This is a genomic window from Pseudomonas pudica, from assembly GCF_015680405.1.
Lineage (GTDB): Bacteria > Pseudomonadota > Gammaproteobacteria > Pseudomonadales > Pseudomonadaceae > Aquipseudomonas > Aquipseudomonas pudica.
In genome coordinates this window covers 22644-46649 of record NZ_JADLJS010000011.1, presented here as the reverse complement: position 1 = coordinate 46649, position 24006 = coordinate 22644, and the positions used below count along the sequence as shown (strand labels likewise).

The following is a 24006-nucleotide window of genomic DNA, read 5'->3' as shown; positions in this document are numbered from 1 at the left end:
GGCTCCGGTCAGTCGCGCGGGCGCAGGTCGATGCACACCGAGTTGATGCAGTAGCGCAGGCCGGTCGGTGGCGGGCCGTCGGGGAACACGTGGCCCAGGTGCGCATCGCAGCGGGCACAGGTGACTTCGGTGCGGATCATGCCGTGGGAGGTGTCGCGGATCTCGATCATCGCGCTTTCTTCGATGGGGGCGTAGAAGCTCGGCCAGCCGCAGCCGGAATCGAACTTGGTCTGCGCATCGAACAGTGGCAGGCCGCAGCAGATGCAGTGGTAGATGCCGTCACGGCGCTCGCTGTTGTACTTGCCGCTGAACGGCCGCTCGGTGCCCTTCAGGCGGCACACCTGGTACTGCTCGGGGTCGAGCATCGACCGCCATTGTTCCAGGGTTTTCTCGATCTTTTGCATGTAGGGACCTCGGCAGGCTGAATTTCACTGCGCACCGTCTTTTCCGGGGCGCGGGTGGCACGTATATTAGTTGGCTTCGTGTGCCAGGCGTTCAGTCTGGCACCCGCTTCCTGCCCTTTCAAACCTTTCGGCGGGGCGTAGCGCGTTTTCTCAATCGGGATCCCATCATGCAGTTCAGCAAATCGAACAAGCTCGCCAATGTCTGCTACGACATTCGCGGCCCAGTGCTCAAGCACGCCAAGCGCCTGGAAGAGGAAGGCCACCGCATCCTCAAGCTGAACATCGGCAACCCGGCGCCGTTTGGCTTCGAGGCGCCTGACGAAATTCTCCAGGATGTGATCCGCAACCTGCCCACCGCCCAGGGCTACAGCGACTCCAAGGGCCTGTTCAGCGCGCGCAAGGCGGTGATGCAGTACTGCCAGCAGAAGCAGATCGAAGGCGTTGGCATCGAAGACATCTACCTGGGTAATGGTGTGTCCGAGCTGATCGTCATGTCCATGCAGGCACTGCTCAACAACGGCGACGAAGTGCTGATCCCGGCCCCCGACTACCCGCTGTGGACCGCCGCCGTGAGCCTGGCCGGCGGCAAGCCGGTGCACTACCTGTGCGACGAGCAGGCCGACTGGTTCCCCGACCTTGAGGACATCAAGGCCAAGATCACCCCGAACACCAAGGCCCTGGTGATCATCAACCCGAACAACCCGACCGGCGCGGTGTACTCCAAAGAGCTGCTGCTGGGCATGCTGGAACTGGCCCGCCAGCACAACCTGGTGGTGTTCTCCGACGAGATCTACGACAAGATCCTGTACGACGAAGCCGTGCACATCAGCACCGCCTCGCTGGCCCCCGACCTGCTGTGCCTGACCTTCAACGGCCTGTCCAAGTCGTACCGGGTGGCGGGCTTCCGTTCCGGCTGGCTGATCATCTCCGGGCCCAAGCACCACGCGCAAAGCTACATCGAAGGCATCGACATGCTGGCCAACATGCGCCTGTGCGCCAACGTGCCTGCCCAGCATGCCATCCAGACCGCGTTGGGCGGCTACCAGAGCATCAACGACCTGGTGTTGCCGCCGGGCCGCCTGCTGGAGCAGCGCAACCGCACCTACGAGCTGCTGAACGACATCCCGGGCGTGAGCTGCGTGAAGCCGATGGGTGCGCTGTATGCATTCCCGAAGATCGACCCGAAGGTTTGCCCGATTCACAACGACGAAAAGTTCGTGCTCGACCTGCTGCTGTCGGAGAAGCTGCTTATCGTTCAGGGTACGGCGTTCAACTGGCCGTGGCCGGACCACTTCCGCGTGGTCACCCTGCCGCGAGTGGATGACCTGGAAGCGGCGATTGGCCGGATCGGCAATTTCCTGAAAGGTTATTCGCAGTAAGTGATGGCCTCTTCGCAGCGCAAGGCTGCTCCTACAGTAGAACGCATGCCCCCTGTAGGAGCAGCCTTGCGCTGCGAATGGGCTGCAAAGCAGCCCCCGAAAACCCCTAAGGATGTTTCTTACATCCTGCAACGCTCTATCCCACAGCCCCCGCGCCATCCTCTGCCATACTCCGCCGTACACAGTTTGAAATAGTCGCCCGATTGAATCGGCACGGCCGGCCCCTTATATACCCCGCAGTAAGCGACAACTCATCCGTCAGGAGAACGTAACAACCATGATGCGCATTCTGTTGTTTGTAGCCACCAACCTCGCGGTGGTGCTGGTTGCAAGCATTACCCTGAGCCTGTTCGGTTTCAACGGGTTCATGGCCGCCAACGGGGTCGACCTGAATCTCAGCAGCCTGCTGGTGTTCTGCGCCGTGTTCGGCTTTGCTGGCTCCCTCGTCTCGCTGTTCATCTCCAAGTGGATGGCGAAGATGACCACCGGCACCCAGATCATCAGCCAGCCGCGCACCCGCCACGAACAGTGGCTGCTGCAAACGGTGGAAGAGCTGTCCCGTGAAGCGGGCATCAAGATGCCCGAGGTGGGTATCTTCCCGGCATACGAGGCCAACGCCTTCGCCACCGGCTGGAACCGCAACGACGCTCTGGTCGCCGTGTCCCAGGGCCTGCTGGAGCGCTTCTCGCCCGATGAAGTGCGCGCAGTGCTGGCCCACGAGATCGGCCACGTGGCCAACGGCGACATGGTCACCCTGGCGCTGGTGCAAGGCGTTGTGAACACCTTCGTGATGTTCTTCGCGCGCATCATCGGCAACTTCGTCGACAAGGTGATCTTCAAGAACGAAGAAGGCCAGGGCATTGCCTACTACGTGGCGACCATCGTTGCCGAGCTGATCCTGGGCATTCTGGCCAGCATGATCGTGATGTGGTTCTCGCGCCGCCGCGAATACCGCGCCGACGAAGCCGGTGCTCAGCTGGCCGGTACCGCGGCGATGATCGGCGCCCTGCAGCGCCTGCGCGTGGAGCAAGGCCTGCCGGTGCACATGCCCGACACCATGAAGGCCTTCGGCATCAATGGTGGCCTGAAGCACGGCCTGGCCGGGCTGCTGATGAGCCACCCGCCGCTGGAAGACCGTATCGAGGCACTGCGCCGTCGCGGTTGATCCAACCGGTAGAAACAAAGGGCGACTTCGGTCGCCCTTTTTTGTACACCTGTGCCGGCCTCTTCGCGGGTAAACCCGCTCCCACAGGTTCACCACATACCTTGAGGATTGTGCAGTACCTGTGGGAGCGGGTTCACCCACGAAAGGGCCAAGACAGGCTACACACCTGTCAGCGGCTGACCCGGCAAACCCGCTCCAACAAGCTCGATACCCCGGCCTGCAAAAACTTCGGGCTTTCTTCAATCACCTCCACAGCCTCCAGCTCATCCAGCTGCCACCCGGCAAACCCTTGTCGCAGCTCTTCATCTCCTACCGAAAACGGCGGCCCGCCCAGCAAGGATTGGTCATAATCCAGAGTCACCACCAACCCTTGGCAACCCGTCGGCAGCAAGCGCGACAACAACCGCATGTAAGCCACACGCATCTGCGAAGGCAAGGCAATCAACGCCGCCCGGTCATACAGCCCCGCGCAGTCGCCGACATCCTCTGCCTGCAACGCAAAGAAATCCCCACACCAGAGTTCGACGTCACCACTGCGCCAAACCTCGAAAGCCCCACGCTGCTGTACCTCGGCCTGCAGCCCATGCTCGCGGAAGAATGCCTCCACCGCCCGCCGCGACAGCTCTACGCCCAACACGCGATACCCCTGCCCGGCCAACCAGGCCAGGTCCAGGCTCTTGCCGCACAACGGCACCAGCACGCGGCTGCCCGGCGCAAGGCCAAGCGTTGGCCAATATTTCTGCAGATAGGGGTTCACCTGCGCCTGGTGAAAGCCGATCTGGTTGTCGGCCCACCGCTGCTGCCAGAACGCTGGCTCCATGATCACTCCCGATTTTTAGATGGTTTGTCGGTAAAAGTTGGTTTGGATTTCGATCTGTAGTTGATCGAAGATGTGTGCATCTTAACCGTCAGGAACCCGCCATGCTGCCCAGCCTGTTCATCTCCCATGGCTCCCCCATGCTTGCCCTGCAACCCGGCGCCAGCGGGCCGGCGCTGGCCGGGCTGGCCAACGCCCTGCCCCGTCCGAAAGCGATCGTGGTGGTGTCGGCACACTGGGAAAGCCGCGAACTGCTGGTTACCGGCAGCGCACAGCCCGAGACCTGGCATGACTTCTACGGCTTCCCACCAGCGCTATATGCGGTGCAATACCCGGCGCCGGGTGACCCCACCCTTGCCGGGCAGGTCAGTGAACTGCTGCAGGCTACCGGGCTGCCAGCCCGGCTGGATGCGCAGCGGCCATTCGACCACGGCGCCTGGGTACCTCTGTCGCTGATGTACCCGGAGGCGAATATTCCGGTTGTGCAAGTTTCCCTGCCCAGCCACATGGGGCCGGCGCTGCAGGTCAAGGTAGGCCAGGCGCTGGCGGGTTTGCGCGGTCAGGGCATGCTGTTGATCGGCTCGGGCAGCATTACCCACAACCTGGGCGAACTGGACTGGCATGCCGGGCCGGATGTGATCGAGCCATGGGCACTGGCGTTCAGGGATTGGGTGGTGGAAAAGCTTCGGGCGGATGATCAGCAAGCGTTGCTGAATTATCGGCAGCAGGCGCCGTTTGCGGCGCGCAACCATCCCAGTGACGAGCATTTCCTGCCGCTGTTCTTTGCCCTGGGGGCTGGGGGCAAGTTCGGGGTGGTGCACCAAGGGTTTACCCTGGGGGCGTTGGGGATGGACATTTATCGGTTTGGCTGAAGGGCCTCTTCGCGGGTGAACCCGCTCCCACAGGGTCTCCACAGATTTCAAGGCTTGTGCTGTACCTGTGGGAGCGGGTTTACCCGCGAAAGGGCCGGCGCAGGCAAAAAAAATCCCCAGCCAAAGCCGGGGATTTTTTCATTGCGCCAGGATCAATCCTCGCGGTAGCGACGCAGCTTCAGCTGCTTGCCAGCCACGCGGGTGTCCTTGAGCTTGGACAGCAGCTTCTCCAGGCCATCTTCCGGCAACTCGACCAGGCTGAAGCTGTCGCGCACCTGGATACGGCCGATAGCGTCACGGGCCAGGCCACCCTCGTTGAGGATCGCGCCCAACAGGTTCTTGGCAGCGATGCCGTCACGGGCACCCAGGGCAGTGCGGCAACGCACACGGCCTTCGGCAAGCGGCATCGGTGCACGGCGCTCGCGGTCACCACGCTCCGGGCGCTCGCCACGCTCACCACGTTCGGTACGCTCGCCACGCGGGGCGAAGCTCGGCACCAGCGGCTGCTCACGCTCTACCGCAGCCAGGTCCAGCGCCTGGCCATTGGTGGCCTTGCGCAGCAGGGCAGCAGCCAGGGCACGCGCGCTGCAACCCAGGTCGGCGGTCAGGCGGTCGAACAGCTCGCCGTGGGTGGCTTCCGCTTCGGCAACCAGCGGCGCCAGGCTCGAGGTCAGCTTCTTGATGCGGGCGTCCAGCACGGCCTGGGCATTCGGCAGGCGGGCTTCGGCAACTTTCTGCCCGGTTACGCGCTCGATCACCTGCAGCATGCGGCGCTCACGCGGGGTGACCAGCAGCAGTGCACGGCCATCGCGACCGGCACGGCCGGTACGGCCGATACGGTGTACGTAGGACTCCGGGTCGTACGGCATGTCGACGTTGAACACGTGAGTGATGCGCGGTACGTCCAGGCCACGGGCAGCGACGTCGGTAGCGACAACGATGTCCAGGCGGCCATCCTTGAGCGAGTCGATCACACGCTCACGCTGGTTCTGGGCGATGTCGCCATTCAGCGCGGCAGCCTTGTAGCCCTTGGCTTCCAGCGCGGAGGCCAGGTCCAGGGTGGCTTGCTTGGTACGCACGAAGGCGATCAGCGCATCGAACTCTTCCACTTCCAGCAGACGCAGCACAGCCGGGATCTTCTGGTCAGCGTGGACCATCAGGTGGGCCTGCTCGATCGCGGTAACGGTCTGGGTCTTGCTCTGGATCTTGACGTGCTTGGGCTCGCGCAGGTGACGTTCGGCGATCGAGCGGATCGACGACGGCAGAGTGGCGGAGAACAGCACGGTCTGGCGGCTGGCAGGGATGGCATCGAAGATCACTTCGAGGTCGTCCATGAAGCCCAGCTTGAGCATCTCGTCGGCTTCGTCCAGTACCAGGTACTGCACGGTCGACAGGACTTTTTCGTCACGACGCAGGTGGTCGCACAGACGGCCCGGGGTGGCCACGACGATTTGCGCGCCGTTGCGGATCGCACGCAGCTGTGGGCCCATCGGGGCACCACCGTAGACGGCGACCACGTTCACGCCCGGCATCTGCTTGGCGTAGGTTTCGAAAGCGGTAGCAACTTGCAGCGCCAACTCACGGGTTGGCGCCAGGATCAGGGCTTGCGGTTCGCGCTTGCTCACATCGATCTTGTTGAGGATCGGCAGGGCGAAGGCAGCGGTCTTGCCGGTGCCAGTCTGCGCCTGGCCGATCATGTCGTGACCGGCGAGGATGATCGGGATCGATTGTTGCTGAATGGCGGACGGCTCTTCGTAGCCGGTCGCCAGAACGGCAGCAACAATATTCGGATTGAGATCGAGAGCGGCGAAGCCGCCGGTTTCCTGGGTCATGGGTCTGCCTCTAGGTGCATCCGCAAAGACCCATGCTCCAAAGCTGCACAAGCCATGAAAGACCGACAGGTCACCCAGGCAGCTTTGGCGGCGGGGATTTGCGAAAACGATTGAAAAAGATAAACGTGGGAAAGTCCGCCTAGCGGACGTGCAGCCGAAGCTGGACTCGGAGGGTTTACACCACCTGATTTTGCGGTCCGCTAAAAGACCGGCGCGTACTATACCCGAAATCGTGCGCAGACGTGAGGAATATTTTCAGGGTGCCTGACCAGTGTCGGGCCATCAACCACCAGGAACTGAATCGATAATTCTTTATTGCCTGTATCGGCCCCATCGCCGGCAAGCCAGCTCCCACAGGGACAGCCAACGCGGTCGGTGTGGGAGCTGGCTTGCCGGCGATAGGGCCAGCAGCCTCGACACAGATTCATCAGGTAGCCGGCCGAATCTCGCGGATCAGCCCTTCGAGGCTGTACCCCAGGCGCGGCGCCAACGCCTCGGCCCGGGCCCTCAGCCCATCCAGGTCCAGCGTCTGCTCCAGGTCCGCCGGCACCAGCAGGATCACATTGCCCTCCTTCACCGGCAGCTCCCAGTAATGCCGGTGGTACAACCCGCGCAGCAACGCCGCGCCCAGCGGCTTGCCGTCGTCGGTGGCCCACTGGTTGATCACCAGCCACCCACCCGGGTTCAGCTGCTGCTGGCAGTTCTCCAGGAAGTTCCACGCCAGGTGCCCCACCCCCGGCCCATGGTCGGTGTACAGGTCGACGAAAAGCAGGTCGGCCTTCTCCGCCGTGGGCAAAAGCTCCAGGGCATCGCCGATGCGTACATACAGCCGCGGGTCATCGTCCAGGCCCAGGTACTCCATGGCCAGGCGCGGTACCTCCGGGCGCAGTTCGATGGCCTCGATGTCGTCCAGCGGCAGGAACTTCATGCAGGCCTGGGTCAGCGTGCCGGCCCCCAGGCCGAGAAACAGCGCGCTCTCCGGCTGCTCGTGGCACAACGCCCCCACCAGCATGGCGCGGGTATAGTCGTATTCCAGCCAGCTTGGGTCGGCCGTGAACACGCAGCTCTGCTCGATCGCATCGCCGAATTCCAGAAAGCGGTAGTCGTCGACTTCATACACGCTGATGACACCAAAGGCGTCCTCCACCCGTGCCAGTAGCCGCTCTTCCCGTTCCGCCGCCATGCTCACCACCCACCCGCGCAAAAACGCGCATTGTCCGCCAACACCCTTGATGCAACAAGCGCAGCGCCAACTGTTACCATGGCCCATAGCCTACAACCGACAAGACCGAGCCCGAGATGAACCAACCGTGGAGCCCCGACAGCTGGCGTGCCCTGCCAATCCAGCAGCAACCGACCTACCCCGATGCCGCGCACCTGCTGAAGGTCGAACAGACCCTGGCCAGTTACCCGCCGCTGGTGTTCGCGGGCGAGGCACGCGAGCTGCGCCGGCAGTTCGCCGAGGTCACCGAAGGCCGCGCCTTCCTGCTGCAGGGTGGCGACTGCGCCGAGAGCTTCGCCGAGTTCTCGGCGGCGAAAATCCGCGACACCTTCAAGGTGCTGCTGCAAATGGCCATTGTCATGACCTTCGCCGCCGGCTGCCCGGTGGTCAAGGTCGGGCGCATGGCCGGGCAGTTCGCCAAGCCGCGCTCATCGGGCGATGAAACCATCGGCGACATCACCCTGCCCGCCTACCGTGGCGACATCGTCAACGGCATCGGCTTCGACGCGAAAAGCCGCATCCCCGACCCGGAGCGCCTGCTGCAGGCCTACCACCAGGCCACCGCCAGCCTCAACCTGCTGCGCGCCTTCGCCCAGGGCGGGTTTGCCGACCTGCACCAGGTGCACAAGTGGAACCTGGACTTCATCGCCAATTCGGCGCTGGCCGACAAGTACCACCAGCTGGCCAACCGCATCGACGAAACCCTGGCATTCATGCGCGCCTGCGGCCTGGACAGCGCGCCGCAGCTGCGCGAAACCAGCTTCTTCACCGCCCACGAAGCACTGCTGCTGAACTATGAAGAAGCCTTCGTGCGCCAGGACAGCCTGACCGGCGACTACTACGACTGCTCGGCGCACATGCTGTGGATCGGCGACCGCACCCGCCAGCTTGACGGTGCTCATGTGGAGTTTTTGCGCGGCGTGCACAACCCGATCGGGGTCAAGGTTGGCCCGAGCATGAACCCCGAGGAGCTGATCCGCCTGATCGACACGCTGAACCCGGCCAACGATCCCGGGCGCCTGAACCTGATCGTGCGCATGGGCGCCGGCAAGGTTGGCGAACACCTGCCGGGGCTGATCCGCACTGTCGAGCGCGAAGGGCGCAAGGTGCTGTGGAGCTCCGACCCGATGCATGGCAACACCATCAAGGCCAGCAGCGGTTACAAGACCCGTGACTTTGCGCAGATCCTGGATGAGGTGAAGCAGTTCTTCCAGGTGCACCAGGCCGAGGGCAGCCATGCCGGCGGTATCCACATCGAGATGACCGGGCAGAACGTCACCGAATGCATCGGCGGCGCCCGGCCGATCACCGAGGATGCGCTGTCCGACCGGTATCACACCCACTGCGACCCGCGCATGAACGCCGACCAGTCCCTGGAGCTGGCATTCCTGATTGCCGAAACCCTCAAGCAGGTGCGGCGCTGAGCAGCGCCTGGCGCAACTGGCTGCCCTCCTTGCGCGGGCAGTTAAGTTGCACCTTTTCCAGGCCCAGCCAACTGGCCAGGCGCAGCAGGTTGCCGGCCAGGGCCTGGTAACCTTCCTCGTCCAGGCCTGCGGCCTCCACATGCACGGCATGCACTGCCAGTTGCCCCTGGGCGCGCTCGGCGCGCAAGTCCACCCGTGCGCCGATGCGTTCGTGGTACAGGAACGGCAGTACGTAGTAGCCGTACACCCGCTTGTGCGCCGGGGTGTAGATTTCCAGGCGGTAGCGGAAGTCGAACAAGCGCTCGGTACGGTTGCGTTCCCAGACCAGTGAATCGAACGGCGACAACAGCGCGCTGGCCTCTATGCGCCGGGGGATACGCGGTGCGCCGGCGCAGTAGGCGAGCTGCTTCCAGCCTTGCACCTCGACCGCTTGCAGGCGGCCGTCAGCCAACAGTTCGGCCAGCGCAGCCCTGCCCTGCCCCGGATCCAGGCGGAAGTAGTCGCGCAGGTCACGCTCGGTGGCTACGCCCAGGGCCGTGGCGGCATGCAGCATCAAGCCCTGATGCGCCTCGGTCTCGCTGGGCAAAGGTTGGTCGAGGATCGCCTTCGGCAGGACCTTTTCCGGCACATCGTAAAGCCGCTCGAAGCCGCGCCGGCCAGCGACCGTCACTTGCCCTGCGGCGAACAGCCACTCCAGTGCGTGCTTTTCCTCGCTCCAGTCCCACCAGGGGCCGGCCCGCTCCTCGCGGGTGGACAGGCTGCCTGCGCCGAGGGCGCCCTGTTCGCGGACGGCGGCCAGTACCCGGGCAATCACGTCCTGGCGTTCGCGGCCAAACTGCGCGAGCTGGCGATAGATGCCACGACCGTCGGCGGCATGGGCCATGCGCCAGCGCAGCAGTGGGTACAGGCTCAGCGGCAGCAACGAGGCTTCGTGGCCCCAGTATTCGAACATCAGGCGCTGGCGGCCACGCCCCCAGGCGAGCTGGTCGAGGGCGGCAGGCGAGTAGTGGCCCAGGCGTGAGAACAGCGGCAGATAGTGGGAGCGGACAAGGGCGTTGACCGAATCGATTTGCAACACGCCCAGGCGTTGCAGCATGCGTTTGAGTGCCGGCAGCGTCGGCACCGATTCTGGCTGCTTGCCGAAACCTTGGGCAGAAAGGGCCAGCCGGCGGGCCTGGTTGATGGACAGCTTGAGGGGCAAGCCTGAACTCCTTGTGGTGTCTGCACTGGCCCTTTCGCGGGTGAACCCGCTCCCACAGGGATACCACTGGCCTCGGGCAATGTGGAGTTCCTGTGGGAGCGGGTTCACCCGCGAAGAGGCCAGTGATTCCACCGACAAACTTAGCCTATTTGCGCAGCGGGTCATCCCAGAAATGCCGCTCGGCCTCTTGCTGGATATCCGCCCGGCTCAACCCCAGGTCGTGCAAGGTTGCGTCACTGAGGCTGGCCAGTTCCTGGCGCTGGCGGTACAGCTGCAGCCAGCGTGCCGGGCGCTGCAGGGCGGCATGCCACAGGTGGTTCAGGGAAAAGGCAGGTTGCTGGATGCTGCTGACATGACCTTTCATCGTGAAGCCCTCCGTGTTGATGGCTCCAGTCTCCTGCCAGGCATAAGATCAATCCAACGAATGTTTCTGATGCCATGCATCTCGGAGATTGATGCAATGTCCCAATACCAGAGCCTCGATGCGGACGTACTGCGCACTTTCGTGGCCATCGCCGAGCAGGGTGGCTTCACCCGCGCCGGCGAGGTGGTCAACCGCACCCAGTCGGCGGTGAGCATGCAAATGAAACGCCTGGAAGAGGACATCCTCCAGCGCCAGCTGTTCGAGCGCGATGGCCGCCAGGTGCGCCTGACCGCCGAGGGCCAGGTGCTGCTGGGCTATGCGCGGCGCATCCTCAAGTTGCATGGGGAAGTGTTCAACACCCTGCGCATGCCGCACATGGTCGGGGTAGTACGCATCGGCACGCCGGACGACTATGCCATGCGCTTCCTGCCGACCATCCTGTCGAGCTTTGCTCAGGCCTACCCACTGGTGCAGGTGGAGGTGCATTGCGACTCCTCCAAACAACTGATGCTGCGCCAGGACCTGGACCTGACCATCGTCACCCGTGAGCCGGGCAACGAGATTGGCCAACTGCTGCGCCAGGAACGCCTGGTCTGGGCCGCCGCGGAAGGCTTCTGCCCGCACGAGCAACGCCCCATGCCGGTAGCCCTGTTCAACACTGACTGCTTCTGCCGGGCCTGGACCTGCAATGCCCTGGAGGCCCAGGGCATCGACTACCGCATCGCCTATACCAGCCCGAGCCTGGCAGCGATCTTTGCCATCGTCACCGCAGGGTTGGCGGTGACCGCACAGTTGCAGAGCCTGATTGGCGGGAATATCCGCATTCTGGGCGAGAGCGAAGGGTTGCCGCAGTTGCCGGTGGCCAATGTGATGCTGGTGCGCAGTACCCAGAACCCTTCGCCAATTACCGACTGCATGGCCGACTACATTGTCGAAGGGTTCAAATAACTTGGGGCCGCAAAGCGGCCCCAAAATCTCAAAGCTCGAACCCGAGCATCACCGCACAACCCACCAAAAACACACAGAACATCGCCCGCAACACCTTCTCCGGCAATGCATGGGCCAACTTCACCCCCCAACTGATACTCAGCAGGCCGCCCAACGCCAATGGAATCCCCACCCCCCAGTCAACACTGTGGTGCACCCCGTAAGTCACCAGGGTTACCAAGGTACTCGGCGCCGCCAGCGCCAGCGACAGCCCCTGCGCTACCACCTGGGTGGTACCGAACACACTGGTCAGGATAGGCGTGGCCACCACGGCCCCACCCACCCCGAACAAGCCGCCCATGGTCCCGGCAAAGCTGCCCAGTACACCCAGCCACGGCCAGGCATAGCGCAACTCGGCGCTGGGCGGCGACACTTTCATGAACATCCGCGCCACGTTCCACACCGCCAGGGCCACCAGGAAGCCGACAAAACCCAGGCGCATGGATTGCGCATCCAGCCCCACCGCCCAGATCGACCCCAGCCAGGCGAACACGAAGCTGCACAGCGACAGCGGCACCGCATGGCGCATTTCGATGCGGTTACGCTGGTGATAACGCCACAGCGCCAGCAGCACATTGGGCACTACCATCACCAGCGCCGTGCCTTGCGCCAGTTGCTGGTCCAGGCCAAACAGCACGCCCAGCGCCGGAATCGCGATCAGCCCACCGCCAATGCCGAACAAGCCACCCATGGTCCCCAGGGCTGCGCCCAGCACGATATACAACAACCATTCGATCATCAGGGCCTCATCCGCCTGTACACACAATGCGAGCATGCTAACGAGTGCGGGCTGGCAGGGAAACGCATAGCAGCGCACAATGGCTATGCGTTTTTCGCAAAAGCAAGGCAGCCATGAACCCCGATACCCTGACCGACCAGCTAAGCCTGTTCCTCGATGTGCTGGAAACCGGCAGCTTTTCTGCCGCCGCCCGCCGCCACCCGCTGACCCCGTCGGCCGTGGCCCGGCGCATCGACAACCTGGAAAGCGCCGTGGGCAGCCGCCTGTTCACCCGCAGCACCCACGCCGTGCGCGCCACGCCTGCCGGCAACGCCTTTGCCGAACGGGCCAGGCGCATCATCGAGGAACTGCGCCTGGCCCGCGCCGAAGCGGTGTCGCTGAGCAATGCACCCGAAGGTCTGATCCGCATCGACGCCCCGGCGGCATTCGGCCGCCGCCACCTGGCCCCGGCCATTGCCGATTTCCTGGTCGCCTACCCAGGCCTGGATGTGCAACTGCGCCTGATCGACAGCTTCGTCGACCTGCATGGCAGCCACCTTGGCGAGGTCGACCTGGTGCTGCGCGCCGGCCCCCTGGCCGACACCCGGCTGGTCGCCACGCCATTGGCCTACATGGTGCGCATTGCCTGCGCCAGCCCGGCCTACCTGGCCAGCCGCGGCATGCCAATATGCCCCAGCGAACTGCCCGGGCACGACGGCCTGGACTGGGATGGCCTGGCGCCGCCATTTGCCTGGCGTTTCAACGTGGCCGGGCAAACCCGCCTGTACCGCCCCTCACGCATGCGGATGGCCGCCAACAACGCCGAAACCCTTCTGTTCGGCGCCCTCGCCGGCTTAGGCATAGCCCACCTGCCTACTTGGCTGATCAGCGAATACCTGCTGCGTGGCGAGTTGATACCTTTGTTTTGCGACGGTGGCTTGCCCGAAGCGGAGACCAGCGGTATCTATGCGCTTCGCCTGGAACATGAAACGAACTCTCGCAGCCGTTTGCTGCTCGAATTTCTCAAGAGCCGCTTCAGCCCGATTCCACCCTGGGACCTGGCCTTGCGCAGTGAACTGCGCGAATAAAGCGCGCACTGACGATTCGCGTGCCAGACTTTCCCATTGATTACCTTCAAGGACCTGCATGAACGCCAACAACCAAGCCTCCTGTGACGAGCTGCTGCTGGACAACCAGGTCTGTTTCGCCCTGCACTCCACCTCGTTGCTGATGACCAAGGTCTACAAACCGCTGCTGCAGGCCCTGGGCCTGACCTACCCGCAATACCTGGCCATGCTCGTGCTGTGGGAGCACGACGGCCTGACCGTTGGCGAGATCAGCCAGCACCTGCTCACCGACCCCGGCTCGCTGACGCCGTTGCTCAAGCGTCTGGAAAGCGAAGGCCTGCTGCAGCGCAACCGCAGCCGCGAAGATGAACGGGTTGTACTGGTGCAGCTGACCGACAAGGGCCGCGCCTTGCAGCAGCAGGCCAAGGAAGTGCCGCAGTGCATCCTCAAGGCCAGCGGACGCAGCCTGGAACAGCTGCAACAGCTGCAGGCCGACCTGCTGGCGCTGCGCGAGAACCTGCAGAAAACCCTCTGACAGCTATGCTGTGCAATGGCCGTTCGGACGAGCGGTGACGATTTATCTTGCGCGCAAACTAATTGCGCGCTAATTTAAATCCCACACCAACCCGCGCCCTCCTCCACACGGCGAGCGCACAGCACATTAGCGAGGCTCAAGATGCAAAAGGTCACTCCACTGTACATCGCAGAAGCTACCTCCACCGGTGGGCGCGATGGCAAATCCCGCTCCAGTGACGGCAAACTGGTGGTCAGCCTGAGCACCCCCAAGGAACTGGGCGGCGCAGGCGGTGACGGCACCAACCCCGAGCAGATGTTCGCCGCCGGTTACTCGGCGTGCTTCATCGGTGCACTGAAGTTCGTGGCCGGGCAGGAGAAAAAAGCCCTGCCGGCGGACTCCTCGATCACCGCGAAGGTGGGCATCGGCCAGATTCCGGGTGGTTTCGGCCTGGACATCGACCTGCACATCAACCTGCCGGGCCTGGCCCAGGCCGATGCCGAAGCGCTGGTGGAAAAAGCACACAAGGTGTGCCCGTACTCCAACGCCACCCGCGGCAATGTGGATGTGCGCCTGCACGTGACCGTCTGAAGTTCACGCTTCCCCTGTAGGAGCGGCCTTGTGTCGCGATGGGGCGCGAAGCGGCCTCGGAATCTCGGGTACACCTTGAGATCGCCGGGGCCGCTTTGCGGCCCTTTCGCGACACAAGGCCGCGCCCACAAAAGCAAGAGCAAGCATCGAGAACTGCAAAAACGCAGGCATGAAAAAACCCGGCCAAGGCCGGGTTTTTTGCGTTTCACAAGAAGGATTACTTCTTGGAACGGCCTTTGAAGCTGTTGTCGCGAGTGTCGATATCGATCCACTCGTCGATCTGGATGAAGTCGGCAACCGAGATCTCGGTACCGTTCTTCAGCTTGGCAGGCTTCATGACCTTGCCCGAGGTGTCGCCGCGAGCAGCGTTCTCGGTGTAGACAACCTGGCGGCTGATGGTGGTCGGCAGTTCAACCGATACCAGGCGGCCTTCGAAGAACACGGCTTCGCAGACGTCTTCCATGCCTTCTTCGATGTACGGCAGAACGGCTTCGATGTCCTCGGCGTTCAGTTCGTACATGGTGTAGTCGGTGGTGTCCATGAAGGTGTATTCATCACCGTTGATGAACGACAGGGTCGCTTCTTTGCGATCCAGGATAACGTCGTCCAGCTTGTCGTCTGCACCGTAGACAGTTTCGGTCTTGTAGCCGGTCAGCAGGTTCTTCAGCTTGGTCTTCATGATCGCGCTGTTACGGCCCGACTTGGTGAACTCAGCTTTTTGAACCAGCCACGGGTCGTTGTCGATCCGCAGGACGGTACCGGGTTTCAGTTCTTTACCAGTTTTCATTACGAAGTATCCGAATCTGGATGGATTTATAAAAATCGAGGCCGCGTATCATAGCGAATTTCGGTAAAAGTGTACTAGCGCTGTGGCAAGGTCCGGCTGAGCGGCCTGTCGCGCTGCCCAAAGCCGGGCATGCTGTTGCAGTTCCGGCCAGTGCTGGCGGGCCGCCTGCCAGGCCTGGCCCATGTCGCGGTCCATGTTCCAGGCACGCCACAAGCCAAGCAGGGCGGCATCGGCATCGTCTGACAGCCCGTGTCGATAATGCGCCAAAAACGCTTCGAGCTTTTCCCAATGGGCATTCTCGTCCTGCACGTAGATGTGCCACAGCATCGGCTGCCCGGCCCACTGCGCGCGCACGAACGAGTCTTCGCCGCGCACGGCATTGAAATCGCAGCTCCACAGCAACCGGTCATAGTCGTCCTGGCTGACGAAAGGCAGCACCTGCACGGTCAGCGCCCCTCGCTTGCGCACGCTGCCCACTTGCAGCGCCGCCTCGCCAAGCCACTGGCCGAGCCCCGCGACAACGCGCCCTTGCGGCACCAGCAGGTGGCAAGGTTGCTCGCCCGAGGCCAGAGCATCAAGCCAGTTGCCCAGTTGGGGGTTTTCGTAGGCGAACAGGGAAATCAGCAAACTTCCCGCTTCAGGGTTTACGCCAAGCCCCTGCAAGAACGCCTGCCGTGCGCCTTGCTGGAACGCATCACGCCGCGCCAGCAGCGAGCCCTCGCGCAGCAGGCCACCGGTTTTTTCGGTAAAGCCGGGAAAGAAAAATACCTTGCGCAAGCCGTTGGGCTGCGGCGAAGGCAAGCCATGGCAACCCTCCACCCAGTCCTCGGCACTGAGGTATTCGAGGTTCAACCACAGCGGCGGCGTGGCGCGAGCACGCATTGCCTCTACATAAGCTGCTGGCAACTGGCAGGCGAAGGCACCGATCACCACATCGGCCGGCGCCACTGGCAACCAGGTCACCGGCCACTGGCGCACATCCACACCGTGCTGCCACTGCTGCGGGGCGGTGGCATCGGCCCCGGGGCACATGGGCGTGAACGCATTCAGGTCATCCACCCACAGCCGCACTGCCAAGCCGTGCTCTGCCACCAGCTGCCGGGCCAGGCGCCAGGTCACGCCTATATCGCCGTAGTTGTCGACGACGCTGCAGAAGATATCCCAGGTGGCTTTCATGTGCCCTGCCCTCGCCCAGCGGAAAAACCGCGCATTCTGCGCATAAATTGTCGCTGACAAAAGCGCCTGCGCGGAAAAATGCCCAGGCGCATGCGACAATGCACCCCGAACACCCTGCCAGGAGGCTGCCATGCCGCGCCACCGTGAACTGAAGATCACCCTCAAGCCGTTGCCATTGATCGTGTGCGTTGCCTTTGGACTGTGGCTGGGCGCCGTGGCCATCGCCGCCAGCCTGTGGCTGGCCCTGCAATTGTGGCCACAGCAGATACAGCCTCTGGCCCAGGCCGTGGCCCCCGCCGCGTACCGGCCTGCCGCGCCGCCAGCGCCAGCCCCTGCAGCGGATGCCCAGGCGGAAATGTTCGAACGCTACAAGGACATCCTGCACAAGCAGGAGCTGCAACAGGCCGCCGACGCTGCCCAGGGCAACCCGCGCAACCTCAACAGCCCCAGATGCCAGTTCTGGCTGCAGCAGAACCGCACCGCGCCCACCGACAAAAGCCAGGCCAACGTGCTGGAGTTCTGTTACTGACCATGGACAAGCCCAGCCTGCTGGCGCAGATCGTCGCCACCCTCGAGCATGACCTGGATGTGCTGACCCGCGCGGCGCAAACCGCGTACGAAGCCGCCACTGCAGAAGAAAACATCGCCGAGAACAAGTACGACACCCTGGGCCTGGAAGCCTCGTACCTGGCCACCGGCCAGGCCCGCCGCAGCGCCGAGATCCGCAAGGCGCTGGTGACCTACCAGCAACTGCTGCTGCGCGATTATGACCCGGCACGCGGGGTGCAAGTGAGCAACCTGGTGACGCTCGAGGATGAAGATGGCGGGCAGCGCCGACTGTTCCTCGGGCCGGAGGCTGCGGGGTTGAAGATTGGCGAGGGGGATGGGCTGGTGACGGTGATTACACCGCGCTCGCCGCTGGGGCAGCAGCTGGTCGGCAGGAAGGTTGATGATGAGGTGAGCCTGGCGGCACAGGCATTGTTCATAGTCGATGTTGTCTGAACCGGCCCTATCGCCGGCAAGCCAGCTCCCACAGGTACAGCGACAACCCCGAGATCAACGCTGCACCCGTGGGAGCTGGCTTGCCGGCGATAGGGCCGGTTCAGGCAATACACTTCTAAAGGGTTTGCAAGGCATCGAACCGCCGCGCCAACCCCTGCTCTTCGAACTGTTCCACCACAAAATCGATAAACGCCCGGGTCTTGCCCGGCAACAGCTTGTGCTCGGCGAAATACAGGCTGATATGCCCATCGTCCACGTACCAGTCCGGCAGCACCCGCTGCAGCCGCCCGCCTTCCAGGTACGGCACTGCAAACGGCAGGCTCACCAGGGCAATCCCTAGGCCCTGCTCGGCCACCGCGCAAGCCGCATCCGAATCGCTCATGGTCATCGTCTGGCGCAACTGCAATGGCTGCTGCACCTGCCGACGGCTGGTCAGCGGCCATGAACGCACCCGCCCGGTCTGCGGCGAGCGAATCAGGATACCGTCATGCCGTTGCAATACCTGCGGGTCGTCAATCGGCGCATACCGGCCCAAATATGCCGGCGATGCCACCAGCACCCTGTGCGCCGGGGTCAGCTTGCGCGCCACCACCCCTGGTGGCAAATCGAAGCCTCCACCAATCGCCGCATCGAAGCCCTGGCCAATCAGGTCGACCTGGCGGTTGTCGAAATGCCAGTCCGGGGTAATGGCCGGGTAGCGACGCAGGAACTCGCCCAGCAATGGCAACACATACAAGCGCCCGAACACCGTGCCCATGCTCACCCTCAACAACCCGGCCGGCTGGCCTTCGCTGCTGGCCAGGTTGGCCACGGCGTACTGGATGGTGCGGAAGCTGTCACTGACCTCGCCCAAAAATCGCTGCCCTGCCTCCGTCAGGGTCAGCTTGCGGGTACTACGCTGGAACAACCGCACCCCCAGGCGCGCTTCCAGCTGGGCAACATGCTTGCCCACGGCAGCCGGGGTAATGCTTAGGCGCCTGGCGGCTTCGGCAAAGCTGCCCACTTCGGCACTGCGGATGAAGCACTCCAACGCGTTGAACGATTCCATGGCCATGATTGGCAACCAAAGGTTTACTCTGCTGATAGTGATTGCCATCTTATCAGCAGGTAATCAAGCGCCGATACTGCGCCCATCCAAGGCATTCCGGCCTGGCTTCCAGCAGGAGATCAGCATGTCCAAGCAACACACTCTCGAAGGCAAAGTAGCCCTGGTACAGGGCGGTTCCCGCGGCATTGGCGCAGCCATCGTGCGACGCCTGGCCCGTGAAGGTGCACAGGTGGCCTTCACCTATGTCAGTTCCGCCGGCCCGGCGCAGGCGCTGGCTCAGGAAATTACCGAAAACGGCGGCAAGGCCCTGGCCCTGCGGGCCGACAGCGCCGACGCAGCGGCCGTGCAACTGGCCGTGGATGACACCGTGAAGGCCTTCGGCCGGTTGGATATCCTGGTCAACAACGCCGGTGTGCTGGCGGTAGCGCCGGTGACCGAATTCGACCTGGCCGACTTCGACCACATGCTGGCGGTGAACGTGCGCAGCGTATTTGTCGCCAGCCAGGCTGCGGCACGCTACATGGGTGAAGGCGGGCGCATCATCAACATTGGCAGCACCAATGCCGAGCGCATGCCGTTTGCCGGTGGCGCCCCCTATGCCATGAGCAAATCCGCGCTGGTCGGCCTGACCCGCGGCATGGCACGTGACCTGGGGCCGAAAGGCATTACCGTGAACAACGTGCAGCCAGGGCCGGTGGACACCGACATGAACCCGGCCAGCGGCGAGTTCGCTGACAGCCTGATCCCGCTGATGGCGATCGGGCGCTATGGCGAGGCGGATGAGATTGCCAGCTTCGTGGCCTACCTGGCGGGGCCTGAGGCAGGGTATGTCACAGGGGCCAGCTTGACGGTCGATGGCGGGTTTGCTGCCTGATTGAAGGGTTGCCTGTTCCGGCCTCTTCGCGGGCGCGCCCGCTCCCACAGGTATCCCGCCGGCCTCAAACCCTGTGATAATCCTGTGGGAGCGGGCAAGCCCGCGAAGGGGCCGGCACAGGTTGACCCCGCTCCTACCTCCCGTCTGCCACGAGAACCCCATGAATACCCCCACGCTCAGCCGCGCCCTGATCCTGCTGATGGCCACCGCCACCGGCCTGGCCGTGGCCAGCAACTACTACGCGCAACCACTGCTGCACAGCATCGCCCAGCAGTTCGGCCTGAGCACCGCCAGTGCCGGCAGCATCGTCATTGCCGCGCAACTGAGCTATGGCGCCGGCCTGTTGCTGCTGGCGCCGCTGGGCGACCTGTTCGAGCAGCGCCGGCTGATCACCGTGATGACCGCCATTTCCACCCTGGGCCTGGTCATCAGTGCCTGCGCACCGAGCCTGCCCTGGCTGATCCTTGGTACGGCGCTGACCGGGCTGTTCTCGGTGGTAGCGCAGATCCTCGTGCCCATGGCCGCGACCCTCAGTGAGCCACACCAGCGCGGGCGCGCGGTCGGCACCTTGATGAGCGGATTGCTGCTGGGCATCCTGCTGGCGCGTACCGCCGCCGGGTTCATGGCCGAACTGGGTGGATGGCGCAGTATCTACGTGCTGGCCGCGGTGCTGATGGCCATCACCGCCGTGGCGCTGTACCGCAGCCTGCCGCAACACCACAGCCATGCCGGCCTGAAATACCCGGCGCTGATCGGCTCGGTATTCCGCCTGTTCCTCGAAGAACCGGTGCTGCGCCTGCGTTCGCTGCTCGGCCTGCTGGCATTCAGCCTGTTCGCCCTGTTCTGGACGCCACTGGCGTTCCTGCTGGCGAAAGGCCCGTATCACTATTCGGACGCGGTGATAGGCCTGTTCGGCCTGGCCGGTGCAGCGGGTGCACTGTCGGCCAACTGGGCGGGTCGCCTGGCCGACCGTGGCAAGGGTTCGCTGGGCACCACCGTGGGCCTGGTGGTATTGCTGCTGTCATGGGTGCCGCTGGGCTTCGCCGAGCAGTCGTTGCTGGCCTTGCTGCTGGGCGTGCTGATGCTCGACCTGGCAGTACAACTGGTGCACGTGAGCAACCAGAATGCGGTGATTGCCCTGCGGCCCGAGGCGCGCACGCGGCTGAATGCCGGGTATATCACCTGCTACTTCATTGGCGGGGCATTAGGGTCGTTGCTGGGCACGCAGTTGTTCCAGCGCCAGGGCTGGATGGGGATCGTGGTGGCGGGGTTGGTGATTGGCGGGCTGGCGTTGCTGGCGTGGGGGTTGGCCGAGCGCAAGCGCAGGAACGCTTTGCAAGCGGCCTGAAAAATTTTTGTTGGATTCTTCGCGGGCACGCCCGCTCCCACAGGTTTGTCACTGGCATGAAGCATGTGATGTACCTGTGGGAGCGGGCATGCCCGCGAAGAGGCCATTAGCCATGGCGACAATGCACCGCACGACCCTCTGTCGCATGGCCGTTGACTTGGCTGCCCGGGCAGCGCTCAGTAGGCGCTGGTCAATGCCCTTTTCCTGACAGGACGACGTTATGACAAGACTCACGGTGCAATCCGGCGATTTCTTGCAAGGCGAAGGCGAGTATCGCAACGGATCGCTCACACTCAAGACCCCGCGCAGCCCCTCCCCGGGCGAGCGGATTTCCCTGGCACGCATCAGCGACCTGCGGCTGGCCAGCCTGGAATCCAGCCGTAGCCTGGGCAGTGCCCTGGGTTGGGGCGTGGCCGGGGCCCTGGTGGCCGGGCCGGTGGGGTTGCTGGCTGGGCTGTGGCTGGGTGGCAAGGAAGAGGAAGCCACCTTCCTGGCCACTTTCAAGGACGGGCGCAAGCTCATGGCAATTACCGATGGCAAGACCTGGTCGAAGATCGATGACAACTGGCGGCAGCACAGGCGGCCGGCCCGCAGAGGCTGACAGGTTATCGCTGGGCCCGGATCGTTTTATGTTGAAGGCGGCTGTAAGATGCCGCCTTTTTCATGGCCTGTGCCGGCCCCTTCGCGGGTGAACCCGCTCCCACAGGGATATCACTGCACCTGAGGATAGTGATTTTCTTGTGGGAGCGGGTTTATCCACGAAGGGGCCCGCTAAGGTGTCGCGCATCCAGGAGCCCCACCGCATGCCCCCGCGTCATCCCTGCCTGCCCCTGAGCCTGCTCAGTCTGGGCCTGGCCCTGCATTGCCCCCATGTGCTTGCCGAAGACAGCGTGCTATTGGCCCCGCTGCAGGTGTCCGATACCTACACCAACGACGGCTATCAGGTACGCCAGGCAGCAGTAGGCGGCTTCCAGCCCGCGCCCCTGCTCGACACCCCGGCCTCGATCAGTGTGTTCAGCCAGCAACTGCTGGAAGACCGCCAGGTGCGCCAGCTCAGCGAAGTGCTGCAAAGCGACGCCTCGGTGGGCGAAAGCTACGCCCCCATCGGCTACTACGAAAACTTCAACGTGCGCGGCTTCGAGCTGAATGCCGCCAGCAGCTACCGCATCAATGGCCAGACCATCACCGGCGAGCAGAACGTGGCTCTGGAGAACAAGCAGCAGGTGGAGGTGCTCAAGGGTCTGTCCGGGCTGCAGAGCGGCGTGTCGGAGCCGGGAGGCCTGGTCAACTACGTGACCAAGCGCGCCGAAGACGTGCGCAGCGTCACGGTGTCGACCAACGAACAAGGCGAGCGCTACCTGGCCACCGACCTGGGCGGCTGGTTCGGCAGCGAGCGGCAGTTCGGCCTGCGGGCCAACCTGGCCCATGAAGACATCCGCTCCTACGTCGACCACGCCGATGGCAAGCGCGACTTCGCCTCGCTGGCCTTCGACTGGCAGATCAACCCGGATGCCACCCTGCAGCTGGATGCCGAATACCAGCACCGCGAACAGCGCTCGGTGCCGGGTTACCAACTGCTCGGTGGCAGCGAAGTACCCCATGGCATCGACCCCGACGACCGCCTGGCCTACCAGCACTGGGCCAAGCCGGTGCAGAATGACTCGCTGAACCTGGGTGGGCGCTTCGAGTATCGTTTCAACGAAGCCTGGACCGGGACCTTGAGCGCCTCGCGCAGCAAGGTGGTGATAGATGACTACAGCTCGTTTGCCTGGGGCTCGAGCGAAGGCGCGTTCTTCGGCAGAAACGGCGACTACGACATCTACGACTTCCGCAGCCCCGACGACACCCGCCGTACCGACGAGGCGCAGGCCGTGCTCAACGGGCGTTTCGATGCGCTGGGCGTAGGGCATGAGCTGAGCGTGGGCACCAGTGCACAGCGGCGCACGCTGGACCAGCGCCCCAGCTATATGGAATGGGTAGGTACAGGCAACATCCACACCGGTGCGCCAGGCTTTGACCCATCCGACAAACCCATCGGGTCTAGCGAACGACGCCTGGACAGCCGCCAGTACGGGCTGTTCGTGAGCGACCGCATCAGCTTCAACGAGCAATGGCAGACACTGCTGGGTGCCCGCGAAGTACGCCTGGACGAGAAAACCTGGAATGAGGACGGCGTTGCCGGCCGCCATACCCGACAGTACAAGTTGCTGCCCAACGCTGCGCTTATCTACAAGCCGCAGCCGGATACCACGGTATATGCCAGCTACTCCAAAGGCCTGTCGGCAGGCGGTACCGCACCGTGGTTCGCCGAGAACAGATTCGAAATCCTCGTTCCGACGACATCGCACCAACTGGAACTGGGCCTCAAGCATGACTGGCAAGGCCTGAGCTTCAGCGCCGCACTGTTCCAGATACGCCAGGCATACCAATACGCGCGCCCGGACGGCGCCGGCACTTTTACCTATGTGCAACAAGGTCAGCAAAAGAACACCGGCCTGGAGCTGGGCGCCAGCGGCTGGGTGACCTCGAACCTGCAGGTGCAGGCCAGCGCTGCGGCGATTCGGGCGCGGGTGCAGAACAGCGACACCGATGCCTATGAAGGCCACCAGGCAATCAACGTGCCCAGGTTCCGGGCGGCGCTGCAGGCGGAATACACCCTGCCGGTACCGGGCTTGGCACTGCTGGGCGGGGCGCGCTACAGCGCCAGCAAGTATGCGAGCCAGGCGGGGAATGTAGAAGTTGGTGGGTATACGGTGTTCGATGTGGGTAGCCGCTACCGCACGCGCATTGGTGGGTATGACACGGTGCTGCGGCTGACTGTGGATAACGTGTTCGACAAGCGTTATTGGCGCGATGTGGGGGATTACCTGGGGGATAACTACCTGTTCCAGGGGGCGCCGCGGACGGCTCGGCTTTCGGCTTCGGTCACCTTCTAGATTTTTTGGGGCTGCTTTGCAGCCCTTTCGCGACACAAGGCCGCTCCTACAGGGGACCGCGCACGCTTGTAGGAGCGGCCTTGTGTCGCGAAAGGGCCGCAAAGCGGCCCCCAAAGGCCCCAAAAACAAAAAGCCCCCGGCTTCTCAGCTCGAGGGCTCTTCGTAGAATGTGGCGGTGAAGAAGGGATTTGAACCCTTGATACGATTTCTCGTATACACACTTTCCAGGCGTGCTCCTTCGACCACTCGGACACTTCACCGTTGCTCTTCAAGCCTTG

23 protein-coding genes, 1 tRNA gene and 1 pseudogene are annotated in these 24006 nt (G+C 63.5%); 14 read left to right on the top strand and 11 right to left on the bottom strand.

Translation table 11 applies throughout. The features are described 5' to 3' along the window. Window positions 1-8 precede the first annotated feature (8 nt). Complete coding sequence (msrB, locus tag IRZ77_RS10850) at window positions 9-404, bottom strand: peptide-methionine (R)-S-oxide reductase MsrB (RefSeq protein ID WP_015269381.1); 396 nt, start codon at window positions 402-404, stop codon at window positions 9-11. Between the two features lie 167 nt (window positions 405-571). Between msrB and IRZ77_RS10845 the strand changes: the two genes are divergently transcribed. Both IRZ77_RS10845 and htpX read left to right on the top strand, forming a co-directional pair. Further along, a complete protein-coding gene (locus tag IRZ77_RS10845; protein WP_013971543.1) occupies window positions 572-1783 on the top strand; it encodes a pyridoxal phosphate-dependent aminotransferase in 1212 nt (403 codons plus the stop codon). Window positions 1784-2060: 277 nt separating this feature from the next. Further along, a complete protein-coding gene (htpX, locus tag IRZ77_RS10840) occupies window positions 2061-2948 on the top strand; it encodes a protease HtpX (protein WP_003259721.1) in 888 nt (295 codons plus the stop codon). 169 nt (window positions 2949-3117) lie between these two features. Here the strand turns inward: htpX and IRZ77_RS10835 are convergent, their stop codons facing one another. Next, window positions 3118-3768, bottom strand: coding sequence for a thiopurine S-methyltransferase (locus tag IRZ77_RS10835; protein ID WP_108479835.1), 651 nt, complete (start codon window positions 3766-3768; stop codon window positions 3118-3120). A gap of 101 nt (window positions 3769-3869) precedes the next feature. Here IRZ77_RS10835 and IRZ77_RS10830 point away from each other — a divergent pair, with 101 nt between their 5' ends. Then, window positions 3870-4637 carry a DODA-type extradiol aromatic ring-opening family dioxygenase gene (locus IRZ77_RS10830; RefSeq protein ID WP_153671221.1) on the top strand — a complete coding sequence of 256 codons (768 nt, stop codon included), beginning with the start codon at window positions 3870-3872 and terminating at the stop codon, window positions 4635-4637. Window positions 4638-4789: 152 nt separating this feature from the next. Here the strand turns inward: IRZ77_RS10830 and IRZ77_RS10825 are convergent. Together IRZ77_RS10825 and IRZ77_RS10820 are read right to left on the bottom strand one after the other, a co-directional pair. Then, a pseudogene (locus tag IRZ77_RS10825) lies at window positions 4790-6503 on the bottom strand (DEAD/DEAH box helicase). A gap of 393 nt (window positions 6504-6896) precedes the next feature. Then, on the bottom strand, window positions 6897-7652 hold the full coding sequence (locus IRZ77_RS10820) for a spermidine synthase (protein ID WP_196173491.1): 756 nt from the start codon (window positions 7650-7652) through the stop codon (window positions 6897-6899). Between the two features lie 116 nt (window positions 7653-7768). On the opposite strand from IRZ77_RS10820, the gene IRZ77_RS10815 reads away from it, so the two are divergent. Continuing rightward, window positions 7769-9115 (top strand): class II 3-deoxy-7-phosphoheptulonate synthase, encoded by a 1347-nt coding sequence (locus IRZ77_RS10815; RefSeq protein ID WP_046615479.1) that lies wholly within the window; start codon window positions 7769-7771, stop codon window positions 9113-9115. On the opposite strand, the gene IRZ77_RS10810 is transcribed toward IRZ77_RS10815, so the two are convergent. Both IRZ77_RS10810 and IRZ77_RS10805 read right to left on the bottom strand, forming a co-directional pair. Beyond that, on the bottom strand, window positions 9096-10316 hold the full coding sequence (locus tag IRZ77_RS10810; RefSeq protein ID WP_135001897.1) for a winged helix-turn-helix domain-containing protein: 1221 nt from the start codon (window positions 10314-10316) through the stop codon (window positions 9096-9098). The two genes, IRZ77_RS10815 and IRZ77_RS10810, sit on opposite strands and share 20 nt — an antisense overlap. A gap of 145 nt (window positions 10317-10461) precedes the next feature. Beyond that, window positions 10462-10680 (bottom strand): DUF1127 domain-containing protein, encoded by a 219-nt coding sequence (locus IRZ77_RS10805; protein ID WP_013971536.1) that lies wholly within the window; start codon window positions 10678-10680, stop codon window positions 10462-10464. 96 nt (window positions 10681-10776) lie between these two features. Between IRZ77_RS10805 and IRZ77_RS10800 the strand changes: the two genes are divergently transcribed. Then, window positions 10777-11628 (top strand): LysR substrate-binding domain-containing protein, encoded by an 852-nt coding sequence (locus IRZ77_RS10800; RefSeq protein WP_085602233.1) that lies wholly within the window; start codon window positions 10777-10779, stop codon window positions 11626-11628. 28 nt (window positions 11629-11656) lie between these two features. Here the strand turns inward: IRZ77_RS10800 and IRZ77_RS10795 are convergent, their stop codons facing one another. After that, window positions 11657-12406, bottom strand: coding sequence for a sulfite exporter TauE/SafE family protein (locus IRZ77_RS10795; RefSeq protein WP_046615482.1), 750 nt, complete (start codon window positions 12404-12406; stop codon window positions 11657-11659). A 113-nt stretch (window positions 12407-12519) separates the two neighbouring features. On the opposite strand from IRZ77_RS10795, the gene IRZ77_RS10790 reads away from it, so the two are divergent. The 3 genes from IRZ77_RS10790 to IRZ77_RS10780 all read left to right on the top strand — a co-directional run bounded on the left by IRZ77_RS10790 (window position 12520) and on the right by IRZ77_RS10780 (window position 14557). After that, entirely contained in the window at window positions 12520-13473 is a 954-nt protein-coding gene (locus tag IRZ77_RS10790) for a LysR family transcriptional regulator (RefSeq protein ID WP_046615483.1), read from the top strand. Between the two features lie 58 nt (window positions 13474-13531). Continuing rightward, complete coding sequence (locus tag IRZ77_RS10785) at window positions 13532-13987, top strand: MarR family winged helix-turn-helix transcriptional regulator (protein ID WP_046615484.1); 456 nt, start codon at window positions 13532-13534, stop codon at window positions 13985-13987. A 141-nt stretch (window positions 13988-14128) separates the two neighbouring features. Further along, entirely contained in the window at window positions 14129-14557 is a 429-nt protein-coding gene (locus IRZ77_RS10780; RefSeq protein WP_046615485.1) for an organic hydroperoxide resistance protein, read from the top strand. 217 nt (window positions 14558-14774) lie between these two features. On the opposite strand, the gene efp is transcribed toward IRZ77_RS10780, so the two are convergent. After that, window positions 14775-15344, bottom strand: a complete 570-nt coding sequence (efp, locus tag IRZ77_RS10775; protein ID WP_013971530.1) for an elongation factor P — start codon at window positions 15342-15344, stop codon at window positions 14775-14777. A gap of 48 nt (window positions 15345-15392) precedes the next feature. Further along, on the bottom strand, window positions 15393-16520 hold the full coding sequence (earP, locus tag IRZ77_RS10770; RefSeq protein WP_108480557.1) for an elongation factor P maturation arginine rhamnosyltransferase EarP: 1128 nt from the start codon (window positions 16518-16520) through the stop codon (window positions 15393-15395). Window positions 16521-16650: 130 nt separating this feature from the next. Between earP and IRZ77_RS10765 the strand changes: the two genes are divergently transcribed. Both IRZ77_RS10765 and IRZ77_RS10760 read left to right on the top strand, forming a co-directional pair. Then, window positions 16651-17049 (top strand): hypothetical protein, encoded by a 399-nt coding sequence (locus IRZ77_RS10765; RefSeq protein WP_108480556.1) that lies wholly within the window; start codon window positions 16651-16653, stop codon window positions 17047-17049. Between the two features lie 2 nt (window positions 17050-17051). Next, on the top strand, window positions 17052-17522 hold the full coding sequence (locus tag IRZ77_RS10760; RefSeq protein WP_046615488.1) for a GreA/GreB family elongation factor: 471 nt from the start codon (window positions 17052-17054) through the stop codon (window positions 17520-17522). Between the two features lie 115 nt (window positions 17523-17637). On the opposite strand, the gene IRZ77_RS10755 is transcribed toward IRZ77_RS10760, so the two are convergent. Beyond that, window positions 17638-18576 (bottom strand): LysR family transcriptional regulator, encoded by a 939-nt coding sequence (locus IRZ77_RS10755; RefSeq protein ID WP_108480555.1) that lies wholly within the window; start codon window positions 18574-18576, stop codon window positions 17638-17640. Window positions 18577-18694: 118 nt separating this feature from the next. Between IRZ77_RS10755 and IRZ77_RS10750 the strand changes: the two genes are divergently transcribed. From IRZ77_RS10750 to IRZ77_RS10735, 4 genes are all read left to right on the top strand, one after another. After that, window positions 18695-19444 (top strand): 3-oxoacyl-ACP reductase family protein, encoded by a 750-nt coding sequence (locus tag IRZ77_RS10750; RefSeq protein WP_085602218.1) that lies wholly within the window; start codon window positions 18695-18697, stop codon window positions 19442-19444. 160 nt (window positions 19445-19604) lie between these two features. Next, a complete protein-coding gene (locus IRZ77_RS10745) occupies window positions 19605-20792 on the top strand; it encodes an MFS transporter (RefSeq protein WP_196173490.1) in 1188 nt (395 codons plus the stop codon). Between the two features lie 220 nt (window positions 20793-21012). Next, entirely contained in the window at window positions 21013-21393 is a 381-nt protein-coding gene (locus IRZ77_RS10740; protein WP_046615492.1) for a hypothetical protein, read from the top strand. A 202-nt stretch (window positions 21394-21595) separates the two neighbouring features. Continuing rightward, a complete protein-coding gene (locus IRZ77_RS10735) occupies window positions 21596-23728 on the top strand; it encodes a TonB-dependent siderophore receptor (RefSeq protein WP_196173488.1) in 2133 nt (710 codons plus the stop codon). 170 nt (window positions 23729-23898) lie between these two features. Here the strand turns inward: IRZ77_RS10735 and IRZ77_RS10730 are convergent. After that, window positions 23899-23988: transfer RNA gene (locus IRZ77_RS10730), tRNA-Ser, on the bottom strand. Window positions 23989-24006 lie beyond the last annotated feature (18 nt).